The organism is Agrobacterium tumefaciens (assembly GCF_017726655.1).
In the GTDB taxonomy this organism is placed as follows: Bacteria; Pseudomonadota; Alphaproteobacteria; order Rhizobiales; family Rhizobiaceae; genus Agrobacterium; species Agrobacterium tumefaciens_B.
On sequence record NZ_CP072309.1, the window covers coordinates 1,493,985 to 1,519,887 of the forward strand.

Here is a 25,903-nt window from a genome sequence, read left to right on the forward strand (position 1 = left end):
CTTGTGGTAAAGGTCCGGCCGGGTCGGCGTCGTTGAGCGGTGATCGGCCTGAAGGTCTGATGTCATTGTCGTGCATCGGCGTTTGCCGCGTAGAGGAAAACCAGCCTGTGGGCTTTCAGAACCACCAGCAGACACCGCCGCAGTCTCTGATGGTGGCGGTTGTCGCGCCGCTTAAGGGCACGTTTCTCGGTGTTGCGCTCATCAGCGGTGTCGTCAACATTCTGGCGCTTACGGCGCCGCTCTTTATGTTGCAGATTTATGATCGGGTGCTTGCGAGCGGCAGCGTTCCGACGCTGGTCGGTCTCGGCATTCTCGCCCTTGGGCTTTATTGTTTCCAGTGTCTGCTCGATATCATTCGCGCCCGCATTCTGATCCGCATCGGCGAAGATTTCGATACGCGTTATGCCGCAAGGGTGCATGATGCGGTGGTCCGCCTGCCGCTCGTCAGACCTATGCCGGGTGATGGCCTGCAGCCGCTGCGCGATCTCGACAATGTGCGCGGCTTTCTCTCCGGCATGGGACCGACCGCTTTTTTCGACCTGCCGTGGATCCCGCTTTATCTCGGGCTGTGTTTTCTGTTCCACGTGTGGATAGGCGTGACGGCGCTTGCCGGTGCGATACTGCTGGTTTGCCTCACGATCCTCACCATTATTTTCTCTCAGAAGCCCAGCCGTGACACCATGGTGCAAAACATGGTCCGCAACCGGCAGCTCGAAACCTCGCGGCGCAATGCTGAAGTCGTACAGGCCATGGGACTCGGCAGACGTCTCGGCCAACGCTGGCAGCACTCCAACGACGCCTATCTCGCTGCCAACCGCAGCGCGGGCGACGTGGTCAGCGGTCTCGGCAATATCGCGAAATCGCTGAGGGTCGTGCTGCAATCGGCAATTCTTGCTGTCGGGGCGTGGCTCGTCATTAAGCAGGAGGCGTCCGCTGGCGTGATGATCGCGAGTTCGATCATGATGGGCAGGGCGCTGGCCCCTGTCGATCTCGCCATTTCGAACTGGAAGTCCCTGGTGGCCGCGCGGCAGAGCTGGGCGCGGCTGAAAGAGCTTTTCAGCCGCGTGAACGCCGATGGCACCACCATGGCCTTGCCCCGGCCGGAAAAAGAACTGCTGGTCGAAAACGTCACCATCGTTCCGCCGGGGAAGAGAAAGCCCACCGTCACCGGCCTCGGCTTCAACCTGACCGCTGGCCATGCGCTTGGTGTCATCGGTCCTTCGGGCTCGGGAAAATCCACACTTGCCCGCGTTCTCGCGGGCGTCTGGACACCGGCGGCGGGGAAGGTGCGGCTGGACGGTGCGAGTTTCGAACAGTGGGACCGTGAGGCGCTTGGTCGACATATCGGTTACCTTCCGCAAGGTGTGGAGCTGTTCGACGGCACGATCGGTGAGAATATTTCCCGCTTCGAGGATAGTCCCGACCCCGAGGCAATCATTGCTGCTGCCAGGGCTGCTGGCGCGCATGAGCTGATCCTTCGGTTTGAGAAGGGGTATGACAATGACATCGGCGAGGCGGGGTCGGCGCTTTCTGCCGGGCAGCGCCAGCGCATAGGCCTCGCCCGGGCTCTTTATGGCGATCCCTTTATCGTGGTGCTGGATGAACCCAATGCGAACCTTGATGCGGAAGGCGAGGCCGCCGTGGTCAGTGCCATTTCTTCCGTCAAGACACGGGGCGGCATCGCGGTCGTCGTCGCCCACCGGCCCAGCGCCATCGGCGCCGTCGATTTCGTCCTGATGTTGGAAGAGGGGCAGATGAGAGCTCTTGGCCCATGCGACGAGGTCCTTTCGAAGGTGCTGCGCCGTCCAAGAGGTCAGGCAGGCAAAGGATTTACTGCATCCGCTCAGACAATCTCACCGCTTCGCGTCGTTGCCAATGCGCAGCCTAAAACGCCAGCGCTTGAAGGGAGTGGAAGGGATGCGGATGACGAAGCATAATCTGCACTCTCCTTTATCTCGCTCCATCCGAAAACACCTTGTCGTCGGCCTCGTGGCAGGCGTCGCGCTGTTGGGCGTCGTGGCGGGATGGGCGGCGACGACAAATCTTGCCGGGGCTGTGGTCGCGTCCGGTCATCTTGTCGTGGATAGCTATCCCAAGAAGGTGCAGCACCCGAGCGGCGGTGTCGTCGGCGAAATTCTGGTAAACGAGGGTGACAGGGTCAAAACGGGTGACGTCGTCATTCGCCTCGACGCTACTCAGAGCCGCGCCAGTCTTTCGATCGTCAGCAAACGTCTGGATGAGTTGACGGCGCGCATGGCGAGGCTGGAGGCGGAGCGCGACGATTTACCGGCGCTCATCTTTCCACAGGTGCTGATGATGCGGAAAGATCAGCCGGATGTCGCCTCAGCCATGCGTAGCGAGACCAAGCTGTTCGAGTTCCGCAAATCGTATCGGGAAGGGCGCAAGGCGCAGCTTTACGAACGCATCACTCAGTTCGAACATGAGATCGAAGGCCTGAAGGCGCAGGAAGTCGCATATGAGAATGGCCTTGCCCTGCTGCAGGCTGAAATCGCCTCGCAGAAATCCCTGCGCGAACAGGGCGTCGTTTCGGTGCAGCGGCTGAACACTTTGCAGACACAGGCGGCGACGTTCGGTGGCGAACGTGGGGAAAAAATCGCCTATCAGGCACAGACCGCCGGCCGTATCACCGAGACAAAACTCCAGATATTGCAGATCGATCAGGAGCTGCGCACTGAGGTCGGCCGGGAGTTGCGCGAGATACAGGCCCAGATGGGTGAGTTTGTCGAGCGCAAGGTCGCCGCCGAGGACCAGTTGAAGCGCATCGATATCGTCGCGCCGCAGTCCGGGTTCGTTCATGAAATGGCGGTTCATACCGTGGGTGGCGTGGTGACGCCTGCTGAACCCATCATGCTTATCGTCCCAGATGATGATCAACTTGCGCTCGAAGTTCAGATTGCGCCCAAGGATATTGACCAATTGCAGGTGGGGCAAAGGGCGATGGTGCGACTTACCGCCTTCAATCAGCGGGTTACACCGGAACTGGAAGGCCACGTGAGCCGCATCGCGGCGGATGTAACAATAGATCAGCGCAGCGGCCTCTCCTATTATCTGGCGCGCATTTCCCTTGCCGCATCCGAGAGGGAAAGCCTCAACAAGGCGACACTGCTGCCGGGCATGCCGGCTGAAGTCTTCATCCAGACAAGCGAAAGAACCGCGCTCTCCTATATCGCCAAACCGCTGATGGACCAGATCAGTCGCGCTTTCCGGGAGGAGTAGCGGTCCGAGTGCGTATTATCCGGCGTCCCCGAAGCGGAAGCCGGGGAAGCCTTTCTTTTCCGTCGGAATCATCCAGACACCGCCCGAAAACGGCGCTGTTTTCAGCCGGTCCTCTGACATGTTGTGGCGGTGTGATGTCAGGAAAAGGATGTCGAAGTCGGGGCCCCCGAAACACGGCATGGTGGGATGTGGAACAGGAACGGCGAGTGCCACCCCATGCCCGGCGTCAGGTCCGAAAACGTTGAGCAAGCCGGCGGAAACGCCAGCGCTGTAATAGGTGCCGCTGCTATCGAGGCAGCCGCCATCGGGCCTTCCGGTTTCTTCGGTCATCTCCGCCACCAGCACGCCTTCGTCAAACGTGCCGTTGCCCCTGTCAAACCTGCGACGGCGTATCCATTTCTGGACGGAGTCACTCTGCCACATGATTGATCCGTCCGGGGAAAAGGCGAGGCCGTTCGGGCAGGTCAGCCCCGTCTGCATGCGCTCCGCGCTCTTTTCGGTGATCCGCCAGAGCTCGCCATGCGGTTTCATGTCGGGAAGCGGCACATTGTGCATGGTTCCCACCCAGAAGGCGCCGTCTGGTCCAATCCGTCCATCATTTAACCGGCATGGGATGCCTTCCGGTGCGGGGATGGAATGAAGGAGGCGCATCGCGCCGTTTTCGGGATCAAGGATGACAATATCCATGCCGCAGGCAACGACCAGATCGCCGTTTTCACAAAGTCCCAGGCTCGATACAGTGTGAGGAAACGACCATTCGCGGTAGCGGCCAGGCTCAAGGGCGGCAGACCGCACTGTCTTGCCGAGAATATCGCACCAAAAAAGCACCTGCCGCCGTTCGTCCCAGACGGGGGATTCGGCGAGCGTGCTCATCGTGTCGCACAGAAGTTTTGCCTGCGACATGGCAATCGCTTGACCGGCCAATTGGGTATTCATGATGTTCGAACCATTCAAAGAGATGCTGCAGACTTACTCGAAATAATCTTGATGGTTTTCGAAGACCTGCGAGAGAATGCCGAGGACGCGCCTCAGGTGCTTTTGCAAATTATCAGTCGCGCGGGCCTCGTCACCCGCCCTGATGGCGTCATAAACCGCTTCATGTTCGGAAAGCAGCCTAGCCATATGCGCCTCGTCGGTGATGGCGAGGGCGCGCAGGCGATCCAGCCCTGCCTTTTCGCGGATTAGCAACGACTCCAGTCTTTCCAGACCGGTTGCGGCGGCTAGAGCGCTATGAAACTGGTCGTCATGGATGCGGAACGCCTTTCTGTCGCCGTTATGCATCGCCGCCCGCTGGCCATTCAGCGCATGCTCTATCTCCTGCTCGGCCTCGGGTGTCAGGCCCATCTGGCAAAGCCTGCGCACGGCCGCGACCTCAAGCGCTTCGCGGATGAATTGCGCGCTGCGGATGTTTTTTTCCGATAGGCGCGAAACATAGGTGCCGCGGCTTGGAAGGGTGACGATCAGGCCGTCGTCGCGCAGGCGGCTCAGCGCCTCGCGCACCGGCGTGCGGCTGGAGTTGAAGGATTGCCCGATCTCGTTTTCCGAGACGGCCTGGCCGGGAAAAAGCTCCCGCGACAGGATTGCCGATTTCAGCGCGGAGTAAATCTGGTCCACCACCGGACGGTTGAGGTCCAGTCGCTCCATTGTCGGCACGGAGCCGCCTGTCACGGGAATTTTCGGCATTGACCCTCCAGCGTTTTCAAAACCGGTATACCGGAACACAAGCCTGTTGACAACCGGCATACCGGTATGCAAATGATCGCGCATTGGGAAGGAGGCTCCCGAAATGCAAAATATCAAGACCTGTGTCATCGTTGGCGCCGGAATGGTCGCGAAGACGCATGTGCTCGCCTGCGCGGCAAGCCCTGAAAAAATTCGTCTGAAAGGCATTGTCGATGGCGGTTCCGGCCGCGCCAGGGCTCTGGCCGCCGAAGCGTCGAAACATACCGGACACGATGTCATCGTTTATTCCTCGGTCGAGGAAGCGGCCCGTGACGCGGATATCGATTTCGCCATCATCGCAACGCCGCCCAATGCCCGCATCGATATCGTTGGGCAGCTCGCGAAGGCCGGCAAGCACATTCTGATGGAGAAGCCCGTCGCTCGCAACACGCAGGAAGCAGATGGTCTCGTCGCCTTGTGTCGCGAAGCGGGTGTCACGCTCGGCATCATCTTCCAGCACCGCATGCGGGCTGCCTCGCAAAAGGCGCGTGATCTCGTTGACGGCGGCACGCTCGGCACGCTGGGCCTCTGCGAAATCTCCGTGCCTTGGTGGCGCGCGCAGTCCTACTATGACGAACCGGGCCGCGGCACGCTGGCGCGCGATGGCGGCGGGGTTCTGATCTCCCAGGCAATCCATACGATCGATCTTGCCTTGAGCCTGACGGGGCCGGTCGCCCGTGTTCAGGCCATGGCTGCGACGACGCGTTTCCACCGCATGGAAACCGAAGATTATGTCTCTGCCGGCCTGCGGTTCAAGAATGGCGCTGTCGGTTCGCTGGTGGCGAGCACGGCAAGTTTCCCCGGCGCGGCGGAATCGATCCTGCTGCATTTCGATAATGCCAGCCTGCGGCTCGCCTCCGGCCTGCTGCATGTCGACTGGCGCGACGGGCGGCAGGAAACTTTTGGCGGCGCAGCCGCTGGCACGGGCGGCGGCGCCGACCCGATGGCTTTCACACATGAATGGCATCAGGGCGTCTTCGATGATTTCGCGGACGCCATCTCTTCAGGACGCCCGCCGGTCGTCACCGGTGAAGCGGCTCTTTTGTCTCACAGATTGATCGACGCGATCATCAACTCGGCCGACACCGGCAAGGAAGTGGAACTGCAGGATGAGTAAAGCAATCAAGTTCGTCGCTCTCGGGATTGAGCATCGGCACATTTTCGGCATGGCCCAGAATCTGATGGACGCCGGCGCGGAATTTGCCGGCTGGTGGACAGAGGGCGAGCCCGACGTCGTGGAAGGCTTCGTCAAACGCTTTCCAGATGTGCCGCGCGCGGCAACGAAAGCGGCCCTCCTTGCTGACGGCTCCATCGATCTGGTCGTGATCGCCGATATCCCGTCAAAGCGTGCCGATCTCGCGATCGCCGCCATGGAAGCCGGCAAGGATGTCATGTCCGACAAGCCCGGCTGCACCACCTTCGAACAGCTAGATCGCTTGCGCCAGACCGTGGCGAAGACCAAGCGCATCTGGACGATCGATTTCTCTGAGCGCTTCGAAGTGCCGAGCGTTACCAAGGCCGCTGAACTCGTCGCCCAGGGCGCCATCGGTCGCGTCATCCAGACGGTTGGCCTCGGCCCGCACCGCCTCAACCGCCAGATCCGCCCGAAGTGGTTCTTCGAGCGCGAAGCTTACGGCGGCATCATCACCGATATTGCCAGCCACCAGATCGACCAGTTCATGTTCTTCACCGGCTCGACCGAGGTTGAGGTCGTGTCCGCCACCGTTGCCAATTACGCCAACCCCGGCGATCCCGGCCTGCAGGATTTCGGCGAAGTCGTTCTGCGCGGCGACAAGGGTCACGGTTATATTCGCGTCGACTGGTACACGCCGGATGCCCTGCCGACCTGGGGCGATGGCCGTCTGACCATTCTCGGTACCGAGGGCTACATCGAACTGCGCAAATATGTGGATGTGGGTAATACCGAAGGCACGGACCGCCTCGTCCTCGTCAATGGCGATCGCTGCGAGTATATTGATGCTTCCGGCGCTGGCTTGCCCTATTTCGCCCGCATCTGCGACGACATCCGCAACCGTACGGAAACGGCGATGACGCAGGAGCATGTCTTCAAGGTCTGCGACCTCTCGCTGCAGGCGCAGGCAAAGGCCGAGGGAGCTTCGAAATGATCGGTGTCGCCATTATTGGCGCCGGCATCGGCGCAGAGCACCTGAAAGGGTACCGGGCACTTCCCAATCGCTTCGCCGTCAGGGCGATCTGCGATCTTGATCTGGAACGTGCCCGCTCGGTCGCTGGCGATGATTCCTCCATTCGCGTGACCACTGATCTCGATGAGGTCCTGGCCGATGAGAGCATTCAGCTCATCGACGTCTGCCTGCCGCCCCATCTGCATTTTCCGGTGACGCTGAAGGCGCATGCAGCGGGTAAGGACGTTGTCTGCGAAAAGCCGCTTGTCCGCTCCCTCGAAGAGGCGAATGCGCTGATCGATTCCGTCAAGAAGACGGGTCGCGGTGTCTTTCCCGTGTTCCAGTACCGGTTCGGGCAGGCCATGCGGCAGCTACGCGCGCTGATTGATGCCGGTCTTGCCGGAAAGGCCTTCGTCGCTAGCTCGGAAGTTCACTGGAACCGTGGCGCGAGCTACTACGACATTCCCTGGCGCGGCACCTGGAAGGGTGAGTGCGGCGGTGCGATCCTCGGTCACGCCATCCATGCCCATGATCTGCTCTGCTACGTCCTGGGCCCGGTCGAGGAAGTTTTTGCCATGGCCGATACGCGGGTCAATCCAATCGAAACCGAAGACAGCGCCGCGCTCAGCTTCCGCATGAAAAACGGTGCGCTGGCAACCAGCTCGGTCACGCTTGGCGCGGCCAATGACACGTCCCGCCTGCGGTTCTGCTTCGAAGGTTTTACGGCTGAAAGCGGCACCTTGCCCTATCGCCCGGCCGAAGATACCTGGCGCTTCATCGCCCGCGCGCCGACCACGCAGGATCAGATTGACGCGGTTCTGGCGACGGTCGCTGATGGTCAAAACGGCTTTGCCGGTTTTGTCGAAGCCATTGCCGATGCGATGGAAGGACGCGGCGGCAAGGAAGTGACTGTCAATGACGGCCTGCAGTCCATCGAACTCGTGACGGCCATCTACCGGTCGGTGCGCGAAGGGAAACCTGTTCGTCTGTCCGATGCCGCAGAGGGCGAGTGGATTAAGGGTTGGGCTCCGAGCGCATCCGCCAAAGCATAATCATCTAACGGGAGGAAACCAGATGACCAAAAAATACAGCATGGCACTGGCGCTCGCCATTGGCGCGGCGTCCTTGGCCGGTGCCGCCCAGGCGGCCCAGGAAGTGCGCTTTACGTGCGCTTATGACGGCAACGGCTGCGAAATCCTGAAGGATATTCTCGCGCGCTACGAAAAGCAGCATCCTGATGTGAAGATCGTTACCGACGTCGTGCCCTACAAGGCACTGCTGGAAGGCCTGCCCGTGCAGCTCGCCGGCGGCAGCGGTCCTGATTTCGCAACCGTGACCGATCTGGGCGGCCTCAACCGCTATTATCTTGATCTCACGCCCTATGTGGACGCGAAATATTGGGAAGACAACTTCTCGAATGTGCTGAAATGGTACCGCAGCGGCCCTGATGACAAGGGCATCTACGGCATGCACACGCAGCTGACCATCACCGGCGCCTTCATTAACCGCACCCTGTTCGATCAGGCGAACGTCGCCGTTCCCGGCAAGGATGCGACGCTGGACGACTGGGCGAAGGCCGCCACCGCCGTCGCCAAGGCGACCGGCACACCTTACCCGATGGCGATCGACCGCTCCGGCCACCGCATTGCCGGCCCGGCCATTTCCTATGGCGCGAAGATTTTCGATGCTGACGGCAAGCCGATCCTCGTCGATGAGGGCTTTACGACTTTCGTGAAGAAATTCGTGGAGTGGAACAAGGACGGAACCATGGCGCGTGACGTGTGGGCCGGACAGGGCGGTAATACCTACCGCGACGCCGCGCAGGAGTTCATCAACGGCCAGCTGGTCTATTATTATTCCGGCAGCTGGCAGACCGCGCGTTTCGACAGCCAGGTCGGCGATGCGTTTGACTGGGAAGTCGTACCGCAGCCCTGTGGTGGCACAGCCTGCACGGGCATGCCCGGCGGCACCGGGATCGTCGGCTTCAAGCAGACCAAGAACCCCAAGATCGTTGCCGACATCCTGAACTTCCTCGCTCAGGACGAGAACTATCTCGACTTCACCGTGCGCACCCGCAACGTTCCAGCCAACAAGGCCGTGGCTGACAAGGGCGTGACCTACACAGGCGCAACGCCTGCAACGCAGAAGGCCATGAACGCCTGGCTGGATCAGGTGCCCGGCATCAGCCCGATTGCCTATGCCTATCAGGGCTACAAGAACAACCGCGCCATGTTCAACATCTCGGTCCAGCGTATCACCCAGGCCATCGTTGGTGAGAGCACGGTCGATGAAGCGATGGCCCGTGCGAAGGCTGACCTTGAGGAAGCGTTGAAGCAGGCGAAGTGATCCATCGCCTTCCGGCGCGGCGCATGCCGCGCCGCGCCGGATAGAAGGAGGACCCTCATGTATAAATTTCTTGCGCCCGTCATGGGCATTGTCGAACTGCCCTTTTCCTTCCTGCAGAAGGTCCTCGGCCACCGTCGGATCGCCTGGGTGTTTCTGACGCCCAACCTGATCCTGTTTGCGGTCTTCGCCTTTCTGCCCATCGTGCTGAACATGGCCTACTCCGTGACCGGCAGCGAACAAATATTGCTTTCCGAGCGTCCTTCGGTGGGCGGCGAAAACTTTTCGGTCCTTCTTTCCTGTCAGAACTACCTTGATCCGAATTCCTGCGAGCGAGACCTCTTCTGGCGCTCCGTCTGGAACACGCTGTTCTTTGTCGTGCTGCAGGTGGGTTTCATGGTCGGATTCTCACTGATCACGGCCATCGTGCTCAATCGTGATATCCGTGCGCGTGGTTTTTTTCGCGCGGTCTTCTTCTTCCCGGTTCTGTTGTCGCCCGTTGTCGTGGCGCTGATCTGGAAGTGGATTCTCCAGCGTTTCGGCGTCCTTAATGCCGCCATGGAGGGGCTCGGTCTCGGTTCGGTGGACTGGCTGCTCGAAGCCAATCTTGCCTTCGGCTGGTCGGTCTTCCTGTCGGTCTGGGCGCATATGGGCTTTTACACCCTCATTCTTCTCGCCGGACTGCAGGCGATCCCGCGTGATGTCTATGAGGCCGCGCAGCTGGACAAGGCGAGCCCATGGCGCATCTTCCGACGCATTACCCTGCCACTGCTTGCGCCCACCATGCTGGTCGTTCTCGTCCTGTCTGTCATCAAGGGCGTGCAGACGTTCGATGAAGTCTTTGCCTTTACCGGCGGTGGCCCGGGTTCGGCGACGACTTTCATCATTCAGTTCATCTATCAGACCGGCTTTGCCGGGACGCCCCGCAATTTCGGCCTCGCGGCTGCGGCTTCGCTGCTGCTCGCCGTGGTGCTCGTGGTGCTGACCGCCCTGCAATTCCGGGCAAACAGGAGCAAGGTCGATGGCTAGGATTGGCGCATTTCTGACCCGTACCCGTGGCCGCGACGGAAAGCTGCACTGGACCGACTGGCTGTCCTACGCCTATCTCGGCGTTGCCGTGCTGATGATGTTCGGCCCCGTCGTTTGGCTCGTGCTCTCCTCGTTCAAGACGGAAGCCGACCTCCAGCGCTTCCCGCCGCGCCTTCTGCCCTATAGCCAGGAAACCGTCGCAGTCGACGGGCAGGCGGCGCCGCTGCCGGCCTATGTGGATAAAGACGGCCGCAAGCTCGGCATGATCCGCCGCATCGGCCTCGTGGCGCAGGTGGTTGATCCCGCCAAGCCGGCGGAAGTGCTGAAGATGCCGTTCAACGAGCTGAAGCCGGCTGAAAAGGTGGCGCTCGCGACGGAAAACTATACCGAGCTTTTCCAGCGCTTCAATTTCCCGCTCTATTTCTGGAACTCGACCTTCATCACGGTGACCTCGACCATCATCATGCTGATCGTCAATTCCATGGCGGCCTTCGCGCTCTCGAAATATCAGTTCAAGGGCAGGGGCGCCGTGCTGGCGCTGGTGGTCGGTACGCTGATGATCCCGCAGACCGTCGTGCTGGTGCCGCTGTTTCTCATCACCAGCCAGCTGGGCATGATCAACAGTCTCTGGGGCGTGATTATACCCGGTGCGGCTACACCGACCGGCGTCTTCCTGCTGCGCCAATATATGCTGACGATACCGGATGAAATTCTCGATGCGGCGCGCATGGACAAGGCCAGCGAGTGGAAGATCTACTGGCGCATCATTCTGCCGCTTTCAGCACCGGCGCTTGCGGTTCTCGCGATCCTTGCGATCATGTGGCGCTGGAACGATTTCCTCTGGCCGCTCATCGTGCTGACCCGCAACGACAACTTCACCCTGCAGCTGGCGCTCAACTCCTTCCAGGGCGAGATGACGACGGAATGGAGCAATCTTCTGGCCATGACGGTGCTGACACTCGCCCCGATCGCGCTGGTGTTCATGTTCCTGCAAAAATACATCGCCACCGGCATTGCATCGACTGGCGGCAAATAATCCTCAGGGAGGAAATACGACAATGGCAAGTATTCAGCTTCGTCAGGTCAAAAAGACATATGGCGCACTCGATGTGATCAAAGGCGTCGATCTCGATATCAAACATGGCGAATTCTGCGTGTTCGTCGGCCCTTCCGGCTGTGGCAAGTCCACCCTGCTGCGCATGATCTCCGGCCTCGAAGAGTTGAGCGGCGGCGATATCGTCATCGGTGGCGATGTGGTCAACACCGTGCCCGCTGCCGATCGTGGCCTTGCCATGGTGTTTCAGTCATACGCGCTTTATCCGCATATGACGGTCCGCGAAAATCTCTCTTTTGGTCTTGAGAATATCGGCACACCTAAGAAGGAAATCGCCGAGAAGATCGCCCAGGTCGCCAAGATGCTGCAGATTGACCAGCTTCTGGAGCGTCGCCCCAAGGACCTGTCGGGCGGTCAGCGCCAGCGCGTTGCCATCGGTCGCGCCGTGGTGCGTGAACCCCGCGTCTTCCTTTTTGACGAACCCCTTTCCAACCTCGACGCAGAGCTGCGCGTTGATATGCGCGGCGAAATTTCCAGTCTGCATCGGCGGCTCGGCAACACCATGATCTACGTCACGCATGATCAGGTGGAAGCCATGACCATGGCCGACAAGATCGCCGTTCTGCGCGCCGGCAAGCTCGAGCAATTCGGCGTGCCGCTCGATCTCTATAACCGCCCGGCCAATCTCTTCGTGGCAGGCTTTATCGGCTCCCCGAAAATGAACTTTTTCGCAGGCGAAGTGACCTCGGACGCAACGCCCGCGCTGAAGATCGCGACGGGCGAGTTGATCCCGCTGCCGCAGACCGGCTTTGCCTATAAGCCTGGTCAGAAGGTGACGCTCGGCGTGCGCCCGAACCATGTGGAGCCGGGCGAAGGCGGCGGGCTGACGATGTCGGTTCGCACAGCGGAACAACTGGGCGGGGAGTCCTATCTCTACGGCAATCTCGGTGACGGCACTCACGTAACGCTGCATCTTTCCGGCCAGACCTCGACATCGGCAGGCGAAGTCATCCGCATGTCGGCGCCGCTTCAACACATCCATCTCTTCGATACGACGAGCGGGCTGACGCTCCGGCAGGACTGATAGCCTTAAGCGCAACCCGCAATGCAGGACCATTGACATGACCGATAAAAAACTCCGCTCCGACCGCTGGTTTGCACCCGACGACCTGCGCAGTTTCGGCCACCGCTCGCGCATGATGCAGCTGGGTTATGCGGAGGAGGATTTTGTCGGCAAACCCGTCATCGGTATCCTCAACACCTGGTCGGAACTCAACACCTGTCACTCGCACTTTCCTGAGCGCGTGCAGGACGTGAAACGCGGCGTGTTGCAGGCGGGTGGCTTCCCGGTCGAAATGCCTTCCCTCTCGGTGGATGAGAGCTTCACCAAGCCGACGTCCATGCTTTACCGCAACATGCTGGCCATGGAGACGGAGGAAATGATCCGTTCGCATCCGCTTGACGGCGTGGTGCTGATGGGCGGTTGCGACAAGACGACACCGGGCCTCGTCATGGGTGCGATCTCGGCCGGTGTGCCGATGATCTATCTGCCGGCCGGCCCGATGCTGAGCGGAAATTATGCCGGCAAGGTCCTCGGCTCGGGTTCGGACGCCTGGAAATATTGGGATGAGCGCCGCGCAGGCAATGTGACGGACGAGGAATGGCGTGGCGTGCAAGGCGGCATTGCCCGTTCTGCCGGTGTGTGCATGACGATGGGCACGGCCTCGACCATGACGGCCATTGCCGACGCGCTCGGCATCACCCTTCCGGGTGCCTCCTCCATTCCGGCCGTCGATTCCGAACATCAGCGCATGTCCGCCGCCTGCGGCCGCCGCATTGTCGAGATGGTGTCGGAAGACCTGACACCAGACCAGATCCTGACGGCGGCAGCTTTCCGCAACGCCGCCATCGTTGCGATGGCCACCGGCTGCTCCACCAATGCCGTCGTCCACCTCATCGCCATGGCGCGCCGCGCCGGTGTGCCGATGACGCTGGACGAACTGGACGAACTTGGCCGCGTTACGCCACTCATCGCCAATGTCCGCCCTTCGGGCAAGGACTATCTGATGCAGGACTTCTTTTACGCTGGCGGTCTCAGAGCGCTGATGAAGCAGCTGGAAAGTCGTCTCGACTGTTCCGTGCTGACCGTGACAGGCCGCAGCATGGGCGAAAACCTCGAGGGTGCAAAAGTCTATAATGACGACGTGATCCGCTCGCTTGACAATCCTGTCTATGCGGAAGGCTCTCTTGCCGTGCTGCGCGGCAATCTGTGCCCTGACGGCGCCGTCATCAAGCCGGCCGCCTGCGATCCCAAACTCCATGTACATCAGGGTCCCGCACTGGTGTTTGACAGCTACCCGGAAATGAAAGCCGCCATCGACGATGAAAATCTCGACGTGACGCCCGACCATGTGCTGGTGCTGCGCAATGCCGGTCCGCTCGGCGGTCCCGGTTTTCCCGAATGGGGCATGTTGCCAATCCCGAAGGCGCTGATCAAAAAGGGCCACCGCGACATGCTGCGTATTTCCGATGCACGCATGTCCGGCACGTCCTACGGGGCGTGCGTCCTGCATGTCGCACCGGAGAGTTTCGTCGGCGGTCCGCTGGCACTGCTGAAAACCGGCGATATTGTGCGCCTCGATTTGCCGCAGCGCCGCCTCGATATGCTGGTCAGCGAAGAGGAAATTGCAGAGCGCCGGCGGGCATGGCAGGCGCCTGCGCCGCGTTATGATCGTGGCTATGGCTATCTCTTCTCCAAACACGTCACGCAGGCGGATCAGGGTTGCGACTTTGACTTCCTGCAGACAGATTTTGGCCGCTCCGCCGGCGAGCCGGATATTTTCTAAGAGGCACCATCATGTTGAAGCGATTGCTCATCACCGGTGCCGGCGGCAAGCTGGGCAGCATGTTGCGCGGACGGCTTGGCCATGTTGCTGAAACCATCCGTCTTTCTGATGTGGTTGATCTCGGTTCGCCTGCGCCTCATGAAGAGCTCGTCCGCTGCGCGCTGGAGGACGAGCAGGCAGTGCATGATCTTGTCAAGGGCTGTGACGGTATCGTTCATCTCGGCGGTATTTCTGTCGAGAGGGCCTTCGATCCAATAGAGGCCGCCAATCTGCGTGGTGTCTACAATCTCTATGAGGCGGCGAGGGCACACGGCAATCCTCGCATCCTGTTTGCCTCCAGCAACCACACGATCGGTTATTATGCCCAGGGGCAGCAGCTTGGTCCTGAGACGCCTTTTCTGCCTGATGGCCTCTATGGGGTTTCCAAGATTTTCGGTGAAGCGATGGCAAGCCTCTACCATTCCAAATTCGGACAGGAGACGGCCGTCGTGCGCATCGGCTCCTGTGAAGAGAAACCCACGAACTGGCGCATGTTGTCGACCTGGCTCAGCTATGGCGACTTCGTCTCTCTGATAGAGGCGACCTTCCGCGTGCGAAAACTCGGCTGCCCGGTTATCTGGGGCGTTTCGGCCAATGACGACAGCTGGTGGGATAATTCACATGTCGATTTTCTGGGCTGGCAGCGGCGCGACAATGCCGCGCGCTACCGGGCCGAAATCGAGCGCGACGTCCCGCGCCCCGACTCCGAGGCCGCGATCGCGAAATACCAGGGCGGCGTTTTTATCGATGAGCCCATTCACAGGACCTGAAACACATTATCCGGCCATTGCGAGGAGACAGATATGAACAATGAAACGCGCGAAAAACTGTTGACGATTTCCGTCGCCACGCTGGCGACAGCGCTGTACAAGCGCGGCCTGCGCAACCAGGTCATCCAGGGCGTGCGCCCGCTGGGCTACAAGGGCAAGAACATGGTTGGCCCTGCCTTTACCCTGCGCTACATGCCGGCCCGAGAGGATCGCAACCAGCTCGTCGAATTCCGCAACCCGGCCCACCCGCAGCGAGTCGCCATCGAAACCTGCCCTCCCGGCCATGTACTTGTCATGGACAGCCGCAAGGATGCCTCTGCCGCCTCGGCCGGCGATATTCTTGTCACGCGCCTGATGGTGCGCGGCGGTGCGGGCATCGTTTCCGATGGCGGTTTTCGCGATGCGGCCACGATAGCCGAGCTGGATATTCCGGCCTACCACACCCGGCCTTCCAGCCCGACCAACCTCACCAAACACGAGGCTATCGAGATCAACGGCCCCATCGGCTGCGGTGATGCACCGGTCTTTCCCGGGGACATCATTGTGGGCGATGCGGATTGCGTCATCGTCATCCCCGCCGGCATTGCCGATGAGGTGGCGACGGAAGCGGTGGAAATGACGGCCTACGAAGATTTCGTGGTGGAGCAGGTGAAAGCCGGAGAGACGATCATCGGGCTTTACCCTTGCACCAAGGAAGAGCATCAGACTGCTTTTGCGGAGTGGCGTAAGATCAACAATCGCTGAACACTCAGGCCATTCGAAAACCAACGCCGCGCGACGCCAGTTGCGCGGCGTTTCTGTTTGAGCCTCCAATGGATCCAATGATTGAGAAGGACGCTCGGCGCTTTCCGAACATTCGCTCCGAAATCGTTTTTTCTGAAAATTCAAGCCCATTACCGCCTTGTGTCCCGCTTTGCAGCGTCGCTGCGAAGAAGGCATTGACGTCTGAGCCAAAAATGGAATAAATATATCGAACAGACAGAAATTCGGTTTCATTATTCCGTTTTCTGGTGTGAGGAGGTTGCGGCGAACCTGCGGGTTCGCCTCCGGTTGGGAGAGGCGGCACCGGACGCCATGGAGGAGAAAAACAATGAGGAAATTCATCATCGGTGCAGCCGTATCTGTGCTTATGGGCACGGCGGCACATGCAGAGACTGTCGGCGTTTCGATGGCGCTGTTCGACGACAACTTCCTGACGGTGCTGCGCAATGGCATGCAGGACTATTCCAAGGAGCTGAAGGGCGTTACCCTCCAGGTCGAAGACGCGCAGAACGACGTCGCCAAGCAGCAGAGCCAGATCCAGAATTTCATCGCCTCCAAGGTCGATGCGATCATCGTCAACCCCGTCGATACGGACGCGACGGCCGCCATGTCGAAGCTTGCCGCCGATGCCAAGATTCCGCTCGTCTACGTCAACCGCCAGCCGGTGAACGTTGACAGCCTGCCGGATGGCCAGGCCTTCGTGGCTTCCGAAGAAACAGTCGCCGGCACGCTCGAAACCAAAGAAGTCTGCCGCCTTCTCGGTGGTAAGGGCAAGGCCGTGGTGATGATGGGCGAGCTTTCCAACCAGGGCGCGCGCATGCGTACCCAGGCGGTTCATGATGTTCTCAAGACCGACGAGTGCAAAGGCATCTCGATCGTGGAGGAGCAGACTGCGAACTGGCAGCGTACCCAGGGTGCCGACCTCGTCACCAACTGGCTGTCGAGCGGCGTCGAGTTCAACGCCGTCATCGCCAACAACGACGAAATGGCCATCGGCGCCATCCAGGCTCTGAAGTCGGCCGGCAAGGACATGAAGGAATATGTCGTTGCCGGTGTGGATGCGACACAGGACGCACTTGCCGCGATGCAGGCGGGCGACCTCGATGTTACGGTTTTCCAGGACGCGGCAGGACAGGGCAAGGGCGCTCTTGATGCAGCGCTGAAGCTCGTGAAGGGCGACAAGGTCGAGAAGAAGGTCTACATTCCCTTCCAGCTCGTAACTCCTGAAAACGTCAAGGACTACGTGGCCAAGAACTAAGGCCTTCCTCCGGCATCCGTGTCCGATTGTTATCGGGTCAGGGTGCCGGCTCCTGGCTGCGCCGGAGGCAGTGCCGGCCCAGCCGATCGATGCCCGACTTCCGTCGTGAAACCGTTGCAGCGCCGTCTAGCGTCCTGATCGACATGGTGCTGCAAGCCTCCTCGGAGGCAGGGCGCTGCAGGAGAATGCCTGACGCCGGAATTTTGTCTATTGTGGAGGATGAGATGGTCGTCAGTCCATCAACAATGGCCGCCGTGCGCGCCAGCGGAGCCGTGCCGAATGCGGAATTTCTTCTCGCGGCGGATGGTATACGCAAGGAGTTTCCTGGCGTCATGGCGCTCGACGACGTGCAGTTTCACCTCAAGCGCGGCAGCGTTCACGCGTTGATGGGCGAGAACGGCGCCGGCAAGTCAACGCTGATGAAGATCCTCGCGGGGATTTACCAGCCGGACAAGGGCGAAATTCGCCTCAAGGGCGCGCCGATCCGTCTCGATTCCCCTCTCGACGCGCTGGAAAACGGCATCGCCATGATCCATCAGGAACTGAACCTGATGTCCTACATGACCGTTGCGGAGAACATCTGGATCCGCCGCGAGCCGAAAAATCGGCTGGGCTTCATCGACCATGGTGAAATGTACCGGCGCACCCAGGCGCTGCTTGAGAGGCTCGGTATCGACATCGATCCCGAGACCCGCGTCGGCGAACTCTCGGTCGCGAGCCGTCAGATGGTTGAGATTGCCAAGGCTGTCTCCTACGATTCCGACGTCCTCATCATGGACGAGCCGACATCTGCGCTGACGGAGCGTGAGGTGGAGCATCTGTTCCGCATCATTCGCGATCTGAGGGAACGCGGAATCGGCATCGTGTACATCACCCACAAGATGAACGAGCTGTTCGAGATCGCCGATGAGTTTTCGGTCTTTCGCGATGGGAAGTATATCGGGACCCATTCCTCGACCGATGTGACGCGAGACGACATCATCCGCATGATGGTTGGCCGCGAAATCACGCAGATGTTTCCGAAGGAAGAGGTCCCGATCGGCGATGTGGTGCTGTCTGTCAAGGGCCTGACACTCAATGGCGTCTTCCATGACGTCTCCTTCGATGTCCGCGCCGGTGAAATTCTCGGCGTTGCCGGCCTCGTCGGATCTGGCCGTTCCAACGTGGCGGAAACCGTCTTCGGCGTGACGCCTGCGTCCTCCGGCACGATTGAAATCAACGGCAAGACCGTGTCGATCGACAGCCCAACGACGGCCATCAGCCATCGCATGGCGTTCCTGACGGAGGACCGCAAGGACACCGGGTGCTTGCTGATCCTCAATATTCTCGAGAACATGCAGATTGCGGTCCTGCAGGACAAATATGTCGCCAATGGCTTCGTGCAGGAAAGCGCCCTGTCGGAAGCCTGCGAGGAGATGTGCCGCAAGCTTCGGGTCAAGACGCCGCATCTTTATGAGCGCATCGAGAACCTTTCGGGCGGCAACCAGCAAAAGGTGTTGATCGGCCGCTGGATGCTGACCAAGCCGCGCATTCTTATTCTGGATGAGCCAACGCGCGGCATCGATGTCGGGGCCAAAGCGGAAATCCACAAGCTGGTTTGCGAGATGGCGCGCCAGGGCGTCGCTGTCATCATGATTTCCTCCGAAATGCCGGAGGTTCTGGGAATGAGCGACCGCATCATGGTCATGCATGAAGGTCGGGTGACCGGCTTCCTTGATAGAAGTGAAGCCACGCAGGTGAAGGTGATGGATCTCGCATCGCGGTGAGGCGCGCCGGGATTTCTCGAGGAGGAATTATTATGACTACGAACGCCGCCGACGTGGAGTTGGGTGCAAAATCTGGACGCAAGCCGCACCGGCGCATACCGCCCGAGGCCAATATTTTCTTCGTTCTGATCGGCATTGCGCTGGTCTATGAAATCCTCGGCTGGATTTTCATCGGCCAGAGCTTTTTGATGAATCAGCAGCGCCTGACGATCATGATCCTGCAGGTGTCTGTCATCGGCATCATCGCCGTTGGCGTGACGCAGGTCATCATCACCGGCGGCATCGATCTTTCTTCCGGCTCCGTTGTCGGCCTGACCGCGATGTTGTCCGCGAGCGTCGGGCAGTCATCGACATGGCCCCGGGCGCTTTATCCTGGTTTGACCGATCTGCCTTTTTTCATTCCGCTGGCGGTCGGTGTTCTGGCTGGTGCATTGGCGGGTTTCATTAACGGCCAGCTTATTGCCCGAACCAAAATTCCGCCGTTCATCGCCACACTCGGCATGATGGTGACAGCGCGCGGTCTTTCAAAATGGTACACAAAGGGTCAGCCGATCTCCGGGCTCACCGATGGCTTCAATTTCATCGGCACTGGCATCTGGCCGGTCGTGGTGTTCCTCGTCGTCGCCGTCATCTTCCATGTGGCGCTGCGCTATACGCGTTACGGCAAGTTTACCTATGCGATCGGCGCCAACCAGCAGGCCGCACGCGTGTCCGGTATCAATATCGAGGCGCATCTGGTCAAGGTCTATGCGATTGCCGGTCTGCTCGCAGGTCTTGCCGGTGTCGTCACCGCGGCCCGTGCGCAGACCGCACAGGCCGGTATGGGCGTGATGTATGAGCTTGATGCCATCGCCGCAGCCGTAATCGGCGGCACGTCGCTGGCCGGCGGCGCGGGACGTATCACCGGAACCGTGATCGGCACGATCATTCTGGGTGTCATGACGTCCGGCTTCACATTCCTCAGGGTCGACGCCTACTATCAGGAGATCGTCAAAGGCCTGATCATCGTCGCCGCCGTGGTGGCCGACGTCTACCGCCAGAAGAAGCGCGCAAAGCGCTAAATCCTCCTCCTCCCGAACTGGGGCAAGCTTTCAGGGCTTGCCCCTTTTTTATGTCCTGACGACAGGCGCGTGCTTGCGCCCCACAGCGCAGCGGGATCAGACCTTGCTGTCTCGGTAGGCGTGGACAGCTTTGCCGAAGGCTTCGAACAGCGCCCGCGATGGCGCATCCGTTTCGGCCCAATATTCCGGATGCCACTGTACACCGACAGCAAAGCCTTTGGCGTCTAAAACCGAGACGGCCTCGATGGTGCCGTCCGCCGCCGTTGCTTCCACCTGCAGACGCGGTGCGGTTTCGGCGATCGCCTGCCGGTGCAGTGAATTGATCTGGATTTCGCCCGACATGCCGAGATGCTGTGCGATGCAGGAGCCTTCGCTCACATGAACCGGCTGGCGAATGGCGAAGGCCACGTCGCGATCGTCATGTTCCGGCTTGCGGTGGTCCCATGTGCCGGGCTGCTCCTGGATTTCGGACGCCAGCGTGCCGCCAAGCGCCACGTTCAGCTCCTGAATGCCACGGCAGATGGCGAGCATTGGAATTCCGCGCTCGATGGTGCGGCGAATGAGCGGCAGGCTGGTGGCATCGCGGGCTGGATCGAAAGGACCGTCACTCTCTTGTGCCTCTTTTCCGTAGAGCGAAGGGTGCACGTTGGTCGCGGAGCCGGATACCAGCAGGCCATCCACCCGGTCCAGAATGGCGTCGATCTCATTGCCATTCTCGAATGCGGGGACGACGAAGGACATGACGCCGGCGACTTTCAGAGCGGCGGAAAGATACTGGTTCTGCGCGGCGTGCCAGTCGGCTCCGGCAAAATGCCTGATGTCGGCGGGAACGGCGATGATGGGTTTTGGCATGATTGCTCCGAGACGAATTTTCGAAATTTGTGGGGCTGCCGGTCCGCCAAGTCAAGCGCTGCTTACACCAGCTCTCAACCGCGCATGCACCTAAAGTATAAGGCGATGCCGCGATATTTCGGTTGCAAATAAAACGCGAAGAAAATTCCCCGGCTGACAGGTTCTTCCTCCATTAATTCTCTGTTCAGGCGCTTGTCAGTCGGGCTCCAACCGTGCTTACTTTGTGTTGCCTGAACAGCAACGAGGGGAATTCAAAGCTGCAGGCAGCGTTCATATCTGGGAGGATATAGATGGATCGCCGTTCCTTTATGAGAAAAGGTGCGCTTGCGGGAGCTGCCACGGCAGCACTGGCTGCGCCCGCCATTGCGCAGCAAAATACCAAGATCACCTGGCGCCTGACGTCATCGTTTCCGAAATCACTCGACACGATCTATGGCGGCGCAGAGGATATTTCCAAACATGTGGCCGCCGCGACGGATGGCAATTTCACCATTCAGCCCTTTGCCGCTGGGGAAATCGTGCCTGGTCTGCAGGCGGCCGATGCGGTGTCTTCGGGCACCGTCGAAATGTGCCACACCTGCTCCTATTATTATGTCGGCAAGGACCCGACCTTCGCCATCGGCACGGCCATACCCTTCGGCCTTAATGCTCGCCTGACGAACTCTTGGTTCTATGAGGGCAACGGCAACAAATTGCTGAACGAGTTTTACGCCAAGCACAATCTTTACGGCATGATTTCTGGCAACACCGGCGCCCAGATGGGTGGATGGTTCCGCAAGGAAATCAACACGGTTGATGACTTCAAGGGCGTGAAGATGCGTATCGCCGGTCTCGCCGGCAAGGTGGTTGAAAAGCTCGGCGTCGTGCCGCAGCAGATCGCCGGCGGCGATATTTACCCGGCGCTCGAAAAGGGCACCATCGATGCGGCGGAATGGGTTGGCCCTTACGACGACCACAAGCTCGGCTTCCAGAAAGTGGCGAAGTATTATTATTATCCGGCCTTCTGGGAAGGCGGTCCGGTCATCCACTCCTTTGTCAATCTCGACAAGTGGAACAGCCTGCCGAAGCACTACCAGACGGCTCTGCAGGACGCCTGCGCCTTCGCAAATACCAATATGATGGCGAAATACGACGCCAGGAACCCGATCGCCATCAAGCAGCTAGTGTCTGAAGGTGCTGTGCTGCGGCCGTTCAGCCAGGAAATTCTCGAGGCTTGCTATAAATCGGCGCTCGAGGTCTACGCCAATATTTCGGCGTCCAATCCTGACTTCAAGAAAATCTACGAGGATCAGGTAGCCTTCAAGCGCGAGGGATATCTCTGGATGCAGCTCGCTGAATATACTTTCGACACCTTCATGATGATCCAGCAGCGCAACGGCAAGCTCTGATCATTCGGCAACGGCGGCGGCCCGGGCAAAGGCCTCGGAGACTTCGGTCTCCGGGGTTTTTGTTGCTCGCTTATACTTTCGCGGATTCGAAAAAGTGGATGGCGATTTATAACGCCTCTGAGAACGAAGGCGGCGGCCCGTGAACAGCCGGGGCAGGCCGGTGAAATAGCACGATGTCCTCTGCGAACCTGCCATTGGGCGCGGGTTCGAAAACGTCGTGCAAGTCGTTCGTCAGCGGAAGGAGCCGGGCAGGCTGGTTGCGATGGTCTGGTTTGATTCAAAAACGTGGAAGGCAAGGGGCAACCTTGCCTTCCACGTTGCTGTCAGCAGCTTTGCGCCGATCTATCTATAAGTCGGTCGTCAGGGCCCGATTTTCGGGGGCTCGCCCAGATTCGGCGTGCCCGGCAACCCTCCCGGCTGGCCCCCCGGCAGGCCGAAGTTCGGCATCGTGTTACCACCCTGATTGCCGAAGGCTGGTATTTCGATCTTGATGGAATTCAGGTCGACCTGCGGCGTTTTATCGAGCCAGTAGGTGACGGATTCCGGCCAGAAGATCACGATGGCGACAAGGATGAGCTGCATGCCGAGCCACGGAATGGCGCCCATGTAGATATCCGATGTCTTGACAGAGCGCGGCGCAATGGAGCGCAGGTAAAACAGCGCAAAGCCGAAGGGCGGGTGCATGAAGCTCGTCTGCATGTTGATGCAGATCAGGACACCGAACCAGATGAGGTCAATGCCTAGGGACTGGGCGATCGGTGCCAGCATCGGAATGACGATGAAGGCGATCTCGAAGAAATCGAGAAAGAAGGCCAGGAAGAAGATGAAGATGTTGACGAAGATCAGAAAGCCGATGGGGCCGCCGGGAATGCCCGACAACATGTGTTCGATCCAGAGTGAACCGTCCATGCCCTGAAAGACGAGGGAGAAGCAGGTCGCGCCGACCAGAATGAACACCACCATCGACGTGATGTGCATGGTGGAATGCATACCCTGCTTGACGAGGTCCCAGGTGAGGCGACGATGGGCAGCGGCGAGAGCCATCGCGCCGACGACGCCCAGCGCACCCGCTTCGGTGGGGGTGGCCAGCCCCAGAAAGATGGTGCCGAGGACGAGGAAAATCAGCACGATGGAAGGGATCATGCCCGCGAGCACACGAAACACCAGCGCCCGGTTGAGTTCACCGCGGGCTTCCGGCGGCAGTGCCGGGAGGTCCTTCGGTCGCACGATCGACATGAACAGGATGAAGAGCATGAAGATGGCGACCTGCAGGATCGATGGGCCGATCGCGCCGAGATACATGTCGCCAACCGATTTTCCCAGCTGGTCGGCCAGGACGATCAGTACCAGCGAGGGTGGAATGACCTGCGTGATCGTTCCAGATGCCGCGATGACCCCGGTGGCAAGGCGCGGATTGTAGCCATATTTCAGCATGATCGGCAGCGAGATCACGCCCATGGTGATCACGGAAGCCGCAACGGTTCCCGTAATGGCGCCAAGGATCGCGCCGACGATGATGACGGCATAAGCGAGGCCGCCGGGAATGGCGCCGAAGAGTTTACCGGTTCCCTCAAGCAAATCTTCCGCGAGCCCACATCGCTCCAGGATTGCGCCCATAAAGGTGAAGAAGGGAATGGCGAGCAGAAGATCGTTTGAGACGATGCCGAAGATGCGCAGCGGCAGAGCCTGAAGGAAGGCCGGTGAAAAATGCTCGGTGAAGATGCCGATGACCCCAAAGACGAGGCCGACAGTGGCGAGCGAGAAAGCGACCGGAAATCCATAGAGCATGAAGATGATCATGCCGAGGAACATCAGTGGTGGAAGAATTCCATATTCAAACATGTGAAATATCCTGAAGGTTCAGATCGGCGCGATCATTGCAGGGGCTTTTCGTACTTGGTGTCGAGCGCATAAAGCCCGTTGAGGGCGCCTATGCGCTTGATGAGTTCGGAAAACCCCTGCAGAACCAGCAGGGCAAAACCGGCAAAGATGATGAGCTTGACCGGCCAGCGGATGAGGCCGCCGGCATTGGACGACATCTCGTTCTGATACCATGACAGGGTGAACATCGGCCAGGACAGCCAGGCGAGGTAGAAGCAGCCCGGCAACAGGAACAGCACGATGCCGACAATATCCACCCAGATCCGCTTTCGCGCCGAAATCGCGCCGTAGATGATGTCCACGCGCACATGTTCATTCATGCGCAGTGTGTAGGAAGCGCCGATCAGCACGATAAAGGCAAACATGTACCACTGGATTTCCAGCCAGCCATTCGAACTATAGTTCAGGGCATAACGGACCATGGCGTTGCCGGCGCTCACAAGGCAGCAGATCAGTACGAGATATCCGGCGACCTTGCCTAGACCTTCGCTGACAAGATCTATCAGCGCACTTAATTTCAAGAGCGATTTCATGACTTTCCCCTCTTCCCTTTTCGGGCTTGTGGCGGAAAGTAAAGCCGGGCGCCTTTCCCCGCGGCCACGCCTCCACGTGCCTCCGCTTCCACAGGTCCCGGTGTTCCTCCCCACAGATTCCCGTGTATGGTCCAGCGACATGAAAAGCAACAAAAACCGCGAGGAAACGGGGCTTTTACGCGCTTTTTTCAACCCCGCCTGAAAGGATGTTGCGCAGGCTCAGAATTTCTTCTCTCTTGTGACTGCGCCTTTCTTTCGCGCGCGGTGCATTGCGTCTTTCGCCGGGTTTATGTTACGTCAAGCTATGGAGAATCCGGCATGCGCTCTCGATCGATTTTGGGGGGCAAGCCGCGCGTCGCGGCCGTGTTGGATGGAGCAAAGGGGAAGCGGAATGAGCGAACACCACACAGGTCCGGTCGAAGTTGGTGCCGAGATGAATTATGCCGAACACGAGAAGACCTATAACGGTTTCCTGGCCCTGACGAAGTATGGCACGATGGTGCTGTGCGTCTTGATGCTGGCGATGGTTGCAGGCTTCTTCACATCGGCGGGTCTGCTCGGCGGCTTGGTCGTCTTCCTCGTTCTTTCTGTCGCAGGCTTCATTCTGTTGCGCTGAGCGAAAACGCTCGTAGGCGGTTTGGGCGATAGCCCACCATTGCCGAACGGCCGGAGAGGCACTGTGATGAAACGCCTGCTCCATTGCCTGTTTCTGCTGGTGACGCTTTCGCATCCGTCATGGTCGCGTGACCTGTCGGGGGCCGAGCAGGATAGCCTGCTGAAACAGATCGAGCGGTTCGACGCTGCGTTGAACGCGCAGGATTTCGAGCTCGTCGGCAAAACCGTGCCGCCGAAGATATTCGAGTCGATCGCAAAAGACGCCGGCATAACCGTGGAACAGTTGCGGACTGCGCTGACGGCGCAGATGCAGATGGCGCTCGCAGCGGTGAAGATCACCGAATTCAGCATGGACAAGCAGGCGATCACCTATGCGCAGACGCCTGATGGGACGCCTTATGCTCTCGTTCCCACCAAGACGGTCATGGAGACAGGCGGCCAGAAAATCGAGGCGAAATCCCATACGCTGGCAATGCTGGATGGTGAAGACTGGTATCTTCTGCGGGTCACCGACCAGCAGCAGGTGAGCATTCTGCGCAAGGTCTATCCGTCCTTTGCCGATGTAAAATTCCCCGAAGGATCGATGGAGCCGGTAAAGTAACA

General features: G+C 59.6%; 23 protein-coding genes. 18 read left to right on the forward strand and 5 right to left on the reverse strand.

Translation table 11 applies throughout. The features are described 5' to 3' along the window. Nucleotides 1–107 precede the first annotated feature (107 nt). A complete protein-coding gene (locus AT6N2_RS21125; protein WP_209091946.1) occupies nucleotides 108–1,937 on the forward strand; it encodes a type I secretion system permease/ATPase in 1,830 nt (609 codons plus the stop codon). Next, entirely contained in the window at nucleotides 1,924–3,237 is a 1,314-nt protein-coding gene (locus AT6N2_RS21130; RefSeq protein WP_209091244.1) for an HlyD family type I secretion periplasmic adaptor subunit, read from the forward strand. The genes AT6N2_RS21125 and AT6N2_RS21130 overlap by 14 nt, the downstream gene beginning before the upstream one ends. A gap of 15 nt (nucleotides 3,238–3,252) precedes the next feature. Here the strand turns inward: AT6N2_RS21130 and AT6N2_RS21135 are convergent, their stop codons facing one another. Then, nucleotides 3,253–4,173 carry an SMP-30/gluconolactonase/LRE family protein gene (locus AT6N2_RS21135; RefSeq protein WP_233282561.1) on the reverse strand — a complete coding sequence of 307 codons (921 nt, stop codon included), beginning with the start codon at nucleotides 4,171–4,173 and terminating at the stop codon, nucleotides 3,253–3,255. A gap of 33 nt (nucleotides 4,174–4,206) precedes the next feature. Beyond that, a complete protein-coding gene (locus tag AT6N2_RS21140; protein ID WP_063949216.1) occupies nucleotides 4,207–4,920 on the reverse strand; it encodes a GntR family transcriptional regulator in 714 nt (237 codons plus the stop codon). Nucleotides 4,921–5,023: 103 nt separating this feature from the next. Here AT6N2_RS21140 and AT6N2_RS21145 point away from each other — a divergent pair, with 103 nt between their 5' ends. From AT6N2_RS21145 to AT6N2_RS21205, 13 genes are all read left to right on the forward strand, one after another. Beyond that, nucleotides 5,024–6,076, forward strand: a complete 1,053-nt coding sequence (locus tag AT6N2_RS21145) for a Gfo/Idh/MocA family protein (RefSeq protein ID WP_209091245.1) — start codon at nucleotides 5,024–5,026, stop codon at nucleotides 6,074–6,076. Continuing rightward, nucleotides 6,069–7,085 carry a Gfo/Idh/MocA family protein gene (locus AT6N2_RS21150; RefSeq protein WP_209091246.1) on the forward strand — a complete coding sequence of 339 codons (1,017 nt, stop codon included), beginning with the start codon at nucleotides 6,069–6,071 and terminating at the stop codon, nucleotides 7,083–7,085. The genes AT6N2_RS21145 and AT6N2_RS21150 overlap by 8 nt, the downstream gene beginning before the upstream one ends. Further along, entirely contained in the window at nucleotides 7,082–8,155 is a 1,074-nt protein-coding gene (locus AT6N2_RS21155; protein ID WP_209091247.1) for a Gfo/Idh/MocA family protein, read from the forward strand. Before AT6N2_RS21150 ends, AT6N2_RS21155 begins: the two co-directional genes overlap by 4 nt. A gap of 22 nt (nucleotides 8,156–8,177) precedes the next feature. Then, nucleotides 8,178–9,449 carry an ABC transporter substrate-binding protein gene (locus AT6N2_RS21160; protein ID WP_209091248.1) on the forward strand — a complete coding sequence of 424 codons (1,272 nt, stop codon included), beginning with the start codon at nucleotides 8,178–8,180 and terminating at the stop codon, nucleotides 9,447–9,449. Between the two features lie 57 nt (nucleotides 9,450–9,506). Next, nucleotides 9,507–10,475: a carbohydrate ABC transporter permease gene (locus tag AT6N2_RS21165; protein ID WP_063949156.1), complete on the forward strand. Its 969-nt coding sequence runs from the start codon at nucleotides 9,507–9,509 to the stop codon at nucleotides 10,473–10,475. Continuing rightward, the gene (locus AT6N2_RS21170; protein ID WP_209091249.1) at nucleotides 10,468–11,511 is read left to right on the forward strand and encodes a carbohydrate ABC transporter permease; all 1,044 of its coding nucleotides are present in this window, start codon (nucleotides 10,468–10,470) and stop codon (nucleotides 11,509–11,511) included. Before AT6N2_RS21165 ends, AT6N2_RS21170 begins: the two co-directional genes overlap by 8 nt. A gap of 22 nt (nucleotides 11,512–11,533) precedes the next feature. Next, nucleotides 11,534–12,613 carry an ABC transporter ATP-binding protein gene (locus tag AT6N2_RS21175; protein WP_209091250.1) on the forward strand — a complete coding sequence of 360 codons (1,080 nt, stop codon included), beginning with the start codon at nucleotides 11,534–11,536 and terminating at the stop codon, nucleotides 12,611–12,613. Nucleotides 12,614–12,650: 37 nt separating this feature from the next. Beyond that, entirely contained in the window at nucleotides 12,651–14,375 is a 1,725-nt protein-coding gene (gene araD, locus AT6N2_RS21180) for an L-arabinonate dehydratase (RefSeq protein WP_209091251.1), read from the forward strand. An 11-nt stretch (nucleotides 14,376–14,386) separates the two neighbouring features. Next, entirely contained in the window at nucleotides 14,387–15,184 is a 798-nt protein-coding gene (locus AT6N2_RS21185; RefSeq protein WP_209091252.1) for an NAD-dependent epimerase/dehydratase family protein, read from the forward strand. 33 nt (nucleotides 15,185–15,217) lie between these two features. Further along, nucleotides 15,218–15,928 (forward strand): ribonuclease activity regulator RraA, encoded by a 711-nt coding sequence (locus AT6N2_RS21190; RefSeq protein WP_063949161.1) that lies wholly within the window; start codon nucleotides 15,218–15,220, stop codon nucleotides 15,926–15,928. A gap of 346 nt (nucleotides 15,929–16,274) precedes the next feature. Further along, on the forward strand, nucleotides 16,275–17,204 hold the full coding sequence (locus AT6N2_RS21195; protein ID WP_063949162.1) for a sugar ABC transporter substrate-binding protein: 930 nt from the start codon (nucleotides 16,275–16,277) through the stop codon (nucleotides 17,202–17,204). Nucleotides 17,205–17,428: 224 nt separating this feature from the next. Then, entirely contained in the window at nucleotides 17,429–18,970 is a 1,542-nt protein-coding gene (locus AT6N2_RS21200) for a sugar ABC transporter ATP-binding protein (RefSeq protein ID WP_063949163.1), read from the forward strand. A 32-nt stretch (nucleotides 18,971–19,002) separates the two neighbouring features. After that, a complete protein-coding gene (locus tag AT6N2_RS21205) occupies nucleotides 19,003–20,031 on the forward strand; it encodes an ABC transporter permease (RefSeq protein ID WP_063949164.1) in 1,029 nt (342 codons plus the stop codon). 96 nt (nucleotides 20,032–20,127) lie between these two features. Here AT6N2_RS21205 and AT6N2_RS21210 read toward each other — a convergent pair whose 3' ends face one another. Next, nucleotides 20,128–20,883, reverse strand: a complete 756-nt coding sequence (locus AT6N2_RS21210) for a gamma-glutamyl-gamma-aminobutyrate hydrolase family protein (RefSeq protein WP_209091253.1) — start codon at nucleotides 20,881–20,883, stop codon at nucleotides 20,128–20,130. A 290-nt stretch (nucleotides 20,884–21,173) separates the two neighbouring features. Between AT6N2_RS21210 and AT6N2_RS21215 the strand changes: the two genes are divergently transcribed. Then, on the forward strand, nucleotides 21,174–22,271 hold the full coding sequence (locus AT6N2_RS21215) for a TRAP transporter substrate-binding protein (protein ID WP_144576582.1): 1,098 nt from the start codon (nucleotides 21,174–21,176) through the stop codon (nucleotides 22,269–22,271). A gap of 360 nt (nucleotides 22,272–22,631) precedes the next feature. On the opposite strand, the gene AT6N2_RS21220 is transcribed toward AT6N2_RS21215, so the two are convergent. Both AT6N2_RS21220 and AT6N2_RS21225 read right to left on the reverse strand, forming a co-directional pair. Further along, complete coding sequence (locus AT6N2_RS21220) at nucleotides 22,632–24,113, reverse strand: TRAP transporter large permease (RefSeq protein WP_209091254.1); 1,482 nt, start codon at nucleotides 24,111–24,113, stop codon at nucleotides 22,632–22,634. Between the two features lie 32 nt (nucleotides 24,114–24,145). Next, nucleotides 24,146–24,685, reverse strand: coding sequence for a TRAP transporter small permease subunit (locus AT6N2_RS21225; RefSeq protein WP_144576581.1), 540 nt, complete (start codon nucleotides 24,683–24,685; stop codon nucleotides 24,146–24,148). A 391-nt stretch (nucleotides 24,686–25,076) separates the two neighbouring features. Between AT6N2_RS21225 and AT6N2_RS21230 the strand changes: the two genes are divergently transcribed. Next, complete coding sequence (locus AT6N2_RS21230) at nucleotides 25,077–25,301, forward strand: aa3-type cytochrome c oxidase subunit IV (protein WP_063949169.1); 225 nt, start codon at nucleotides 25,077–25,079, stop codon at nucleotides 25,299–25,301. Between the two features lie 66 nt (nucleotides 25,302–25,367). Next, nucleotides 25,368–25,901: a hypothetical protein gene (locus tag AT6N2_RS21235; protein ID WP_209091255.1), complete on the forward strand. Its 534-nt coding sequence runs from the start codon at nucleotides 25,368–25,370 to the stop codon at nucleotides 25,899–25,901. The last annotated feature ends 2 nt before the right edge of the window (nucleotides 25,902–25,903 follow it).

Coding starts and splice junctions, on each gene's coding strand:
- AT6N2_RS21235 (WP_209091255.1), top strand. CDS start 25,368: ATGAAACGCCTGCTCCATTGCCTGTTTCTGCTGGTGACGCTTTCGCAT.
- AT6N2_RS21200 (WP_063949163.1), top strand. CDS start 17,429: ATGGTCGTCAGTCCATCAACAATGGCCGCCGTGCGCGCCAGCGGAGCC.
- AT6N2_RS21165 (WP_063949156.1), top strand. CDS start 9,507: ATGTATAAATTTCTTGCGCCCGTCATGGGCATTGTCGAACTGCCCTTT.
- AT6N2_RS21225 (WP_144576581.1), bottom strand. CDS start 24,685: ATGAAATCGCTCTTGAAATTAAGTGCGCTGATAGATCTTGTCAGCGAA.
- AT6N2_RS21220 (WP_209091254.1), bottom strand. CDS start 24,113: ATGTTTGAATATGGAATTCTTCCACCACTGATGTTCCTCGGCATGATC.
- AT6N2_RS21230 (WP_063949169.1), top strand. CDS start 25,077: ATGAGCGAACACCACACAGGTCCGGTCGAAGTTGGTGCCGAGATGAAT.
- AT6N2_RS21175 (WP_209091250.1), top strand. CDS start 11,534: ATGGCAAGTATTCAGCTTCGTCAGGTCAAAAAGACATATGGCGCACTC.
- AT6N2_RS21215 (WP_144576582.1), top strand. CDS start 21,174: ATGGATCGCCGTTCCTTTATGAGAAAAGGTGCGCTTGCGGGAGCTGCC.
- AT6N2_RS21195 (WP_063949162.1), top strand. CDS start 16,275: ATGAGGAAATTCATCATCGGTGCAGCCGTATCTGTGCTTATGGGCACG.
- AT6N2_RS21145 (WP_209091245.1), top strand. CDS start 5,024: ATGCAAAATATCAAGACCTGTGTCATCGTTGGCGCCGGAATGGTCGCG.
- araD (WP_209091251.1), top strand. CDS start 12,651: ATGACCGATAAAAAACTCCGCTCCGACCGCTGGTTTGCACCCGACGAC.
- AT6N2_RS21140 (WP_063949216.1), bottom strand. CDS start 4,920: ATGCCGAAAATTCCCGTGACAGGCGGCTCCGTGCCGACAATGGAGCGA.
- AT6N2_RS21205 (WP_063949164.1), top strand. CDS start 19,003: ATGACTACGAACGCCGCCGACGTGGAGTTGGGTGCAAAATCTGGACGC.
- AT6N2_RS21170 (WP_209091249.1), top strand. CDS start 10,468: ATGGCTAGGATTGGCGCATTTCTGACCCGTACCCGTGGCCGCGACGGA.
- AT6N2_RS21185 (WP_209091252.1), top strand. CDS start 14,387: ATGTTGAAGCGATTGCTCATCACCGGTGCCGGCGGCAAGCTGGGCAGC.
- AT6N2_RS21150 (WP_209091246.1), top strand. CDS start 6,069: ATGAGTAAAGCAATCAAGTTCGTCGCTCTCGGGATTGAGCATCGGCAC.
- AT6N2_RS21190 (WP_063949161.1), top strand. CDS start 15,218: ATGAACAATGAAACGCGCGAAAAACTGTTGACGATTTCCGTCGCCACG.
- AT6N2_RS21130 (WP_209091244.1), top strand. CDS start 1,924: ATGACGAAGCATAATCTGCACTCTCCTTTATCTCGCTCCATCCGAAAA.
- AT6N2_RS21155 (WP_209091247.1), top strand. CDS start 7,082: ATGATCGGTGTCGCCATTATTGGCGCCGGCATCGGCGCAGAGCACCTG.
- AT6N2_RS21160 (WP_209091248.1), top strand. CDS start 8,178: ATGACCAAAAAATACAGCATGGCACTGGCGCTCGCCATTGGCGCGGCG.
- AT6N2_RS21135 (WP_233282561.1), bottom strand. CDS start 4,173: ATGAATACCCAATTGGCCGGTCAAGCGATTGCCATGTCGCAGGCAAAA.
- AT6N2_RS21210 (WP_209091253.1), bottom strand. CDS start 20,883: ATGCCAAAACCCATCATCGCCGTTCCCGCCGACATCAGGCATTTTGCC.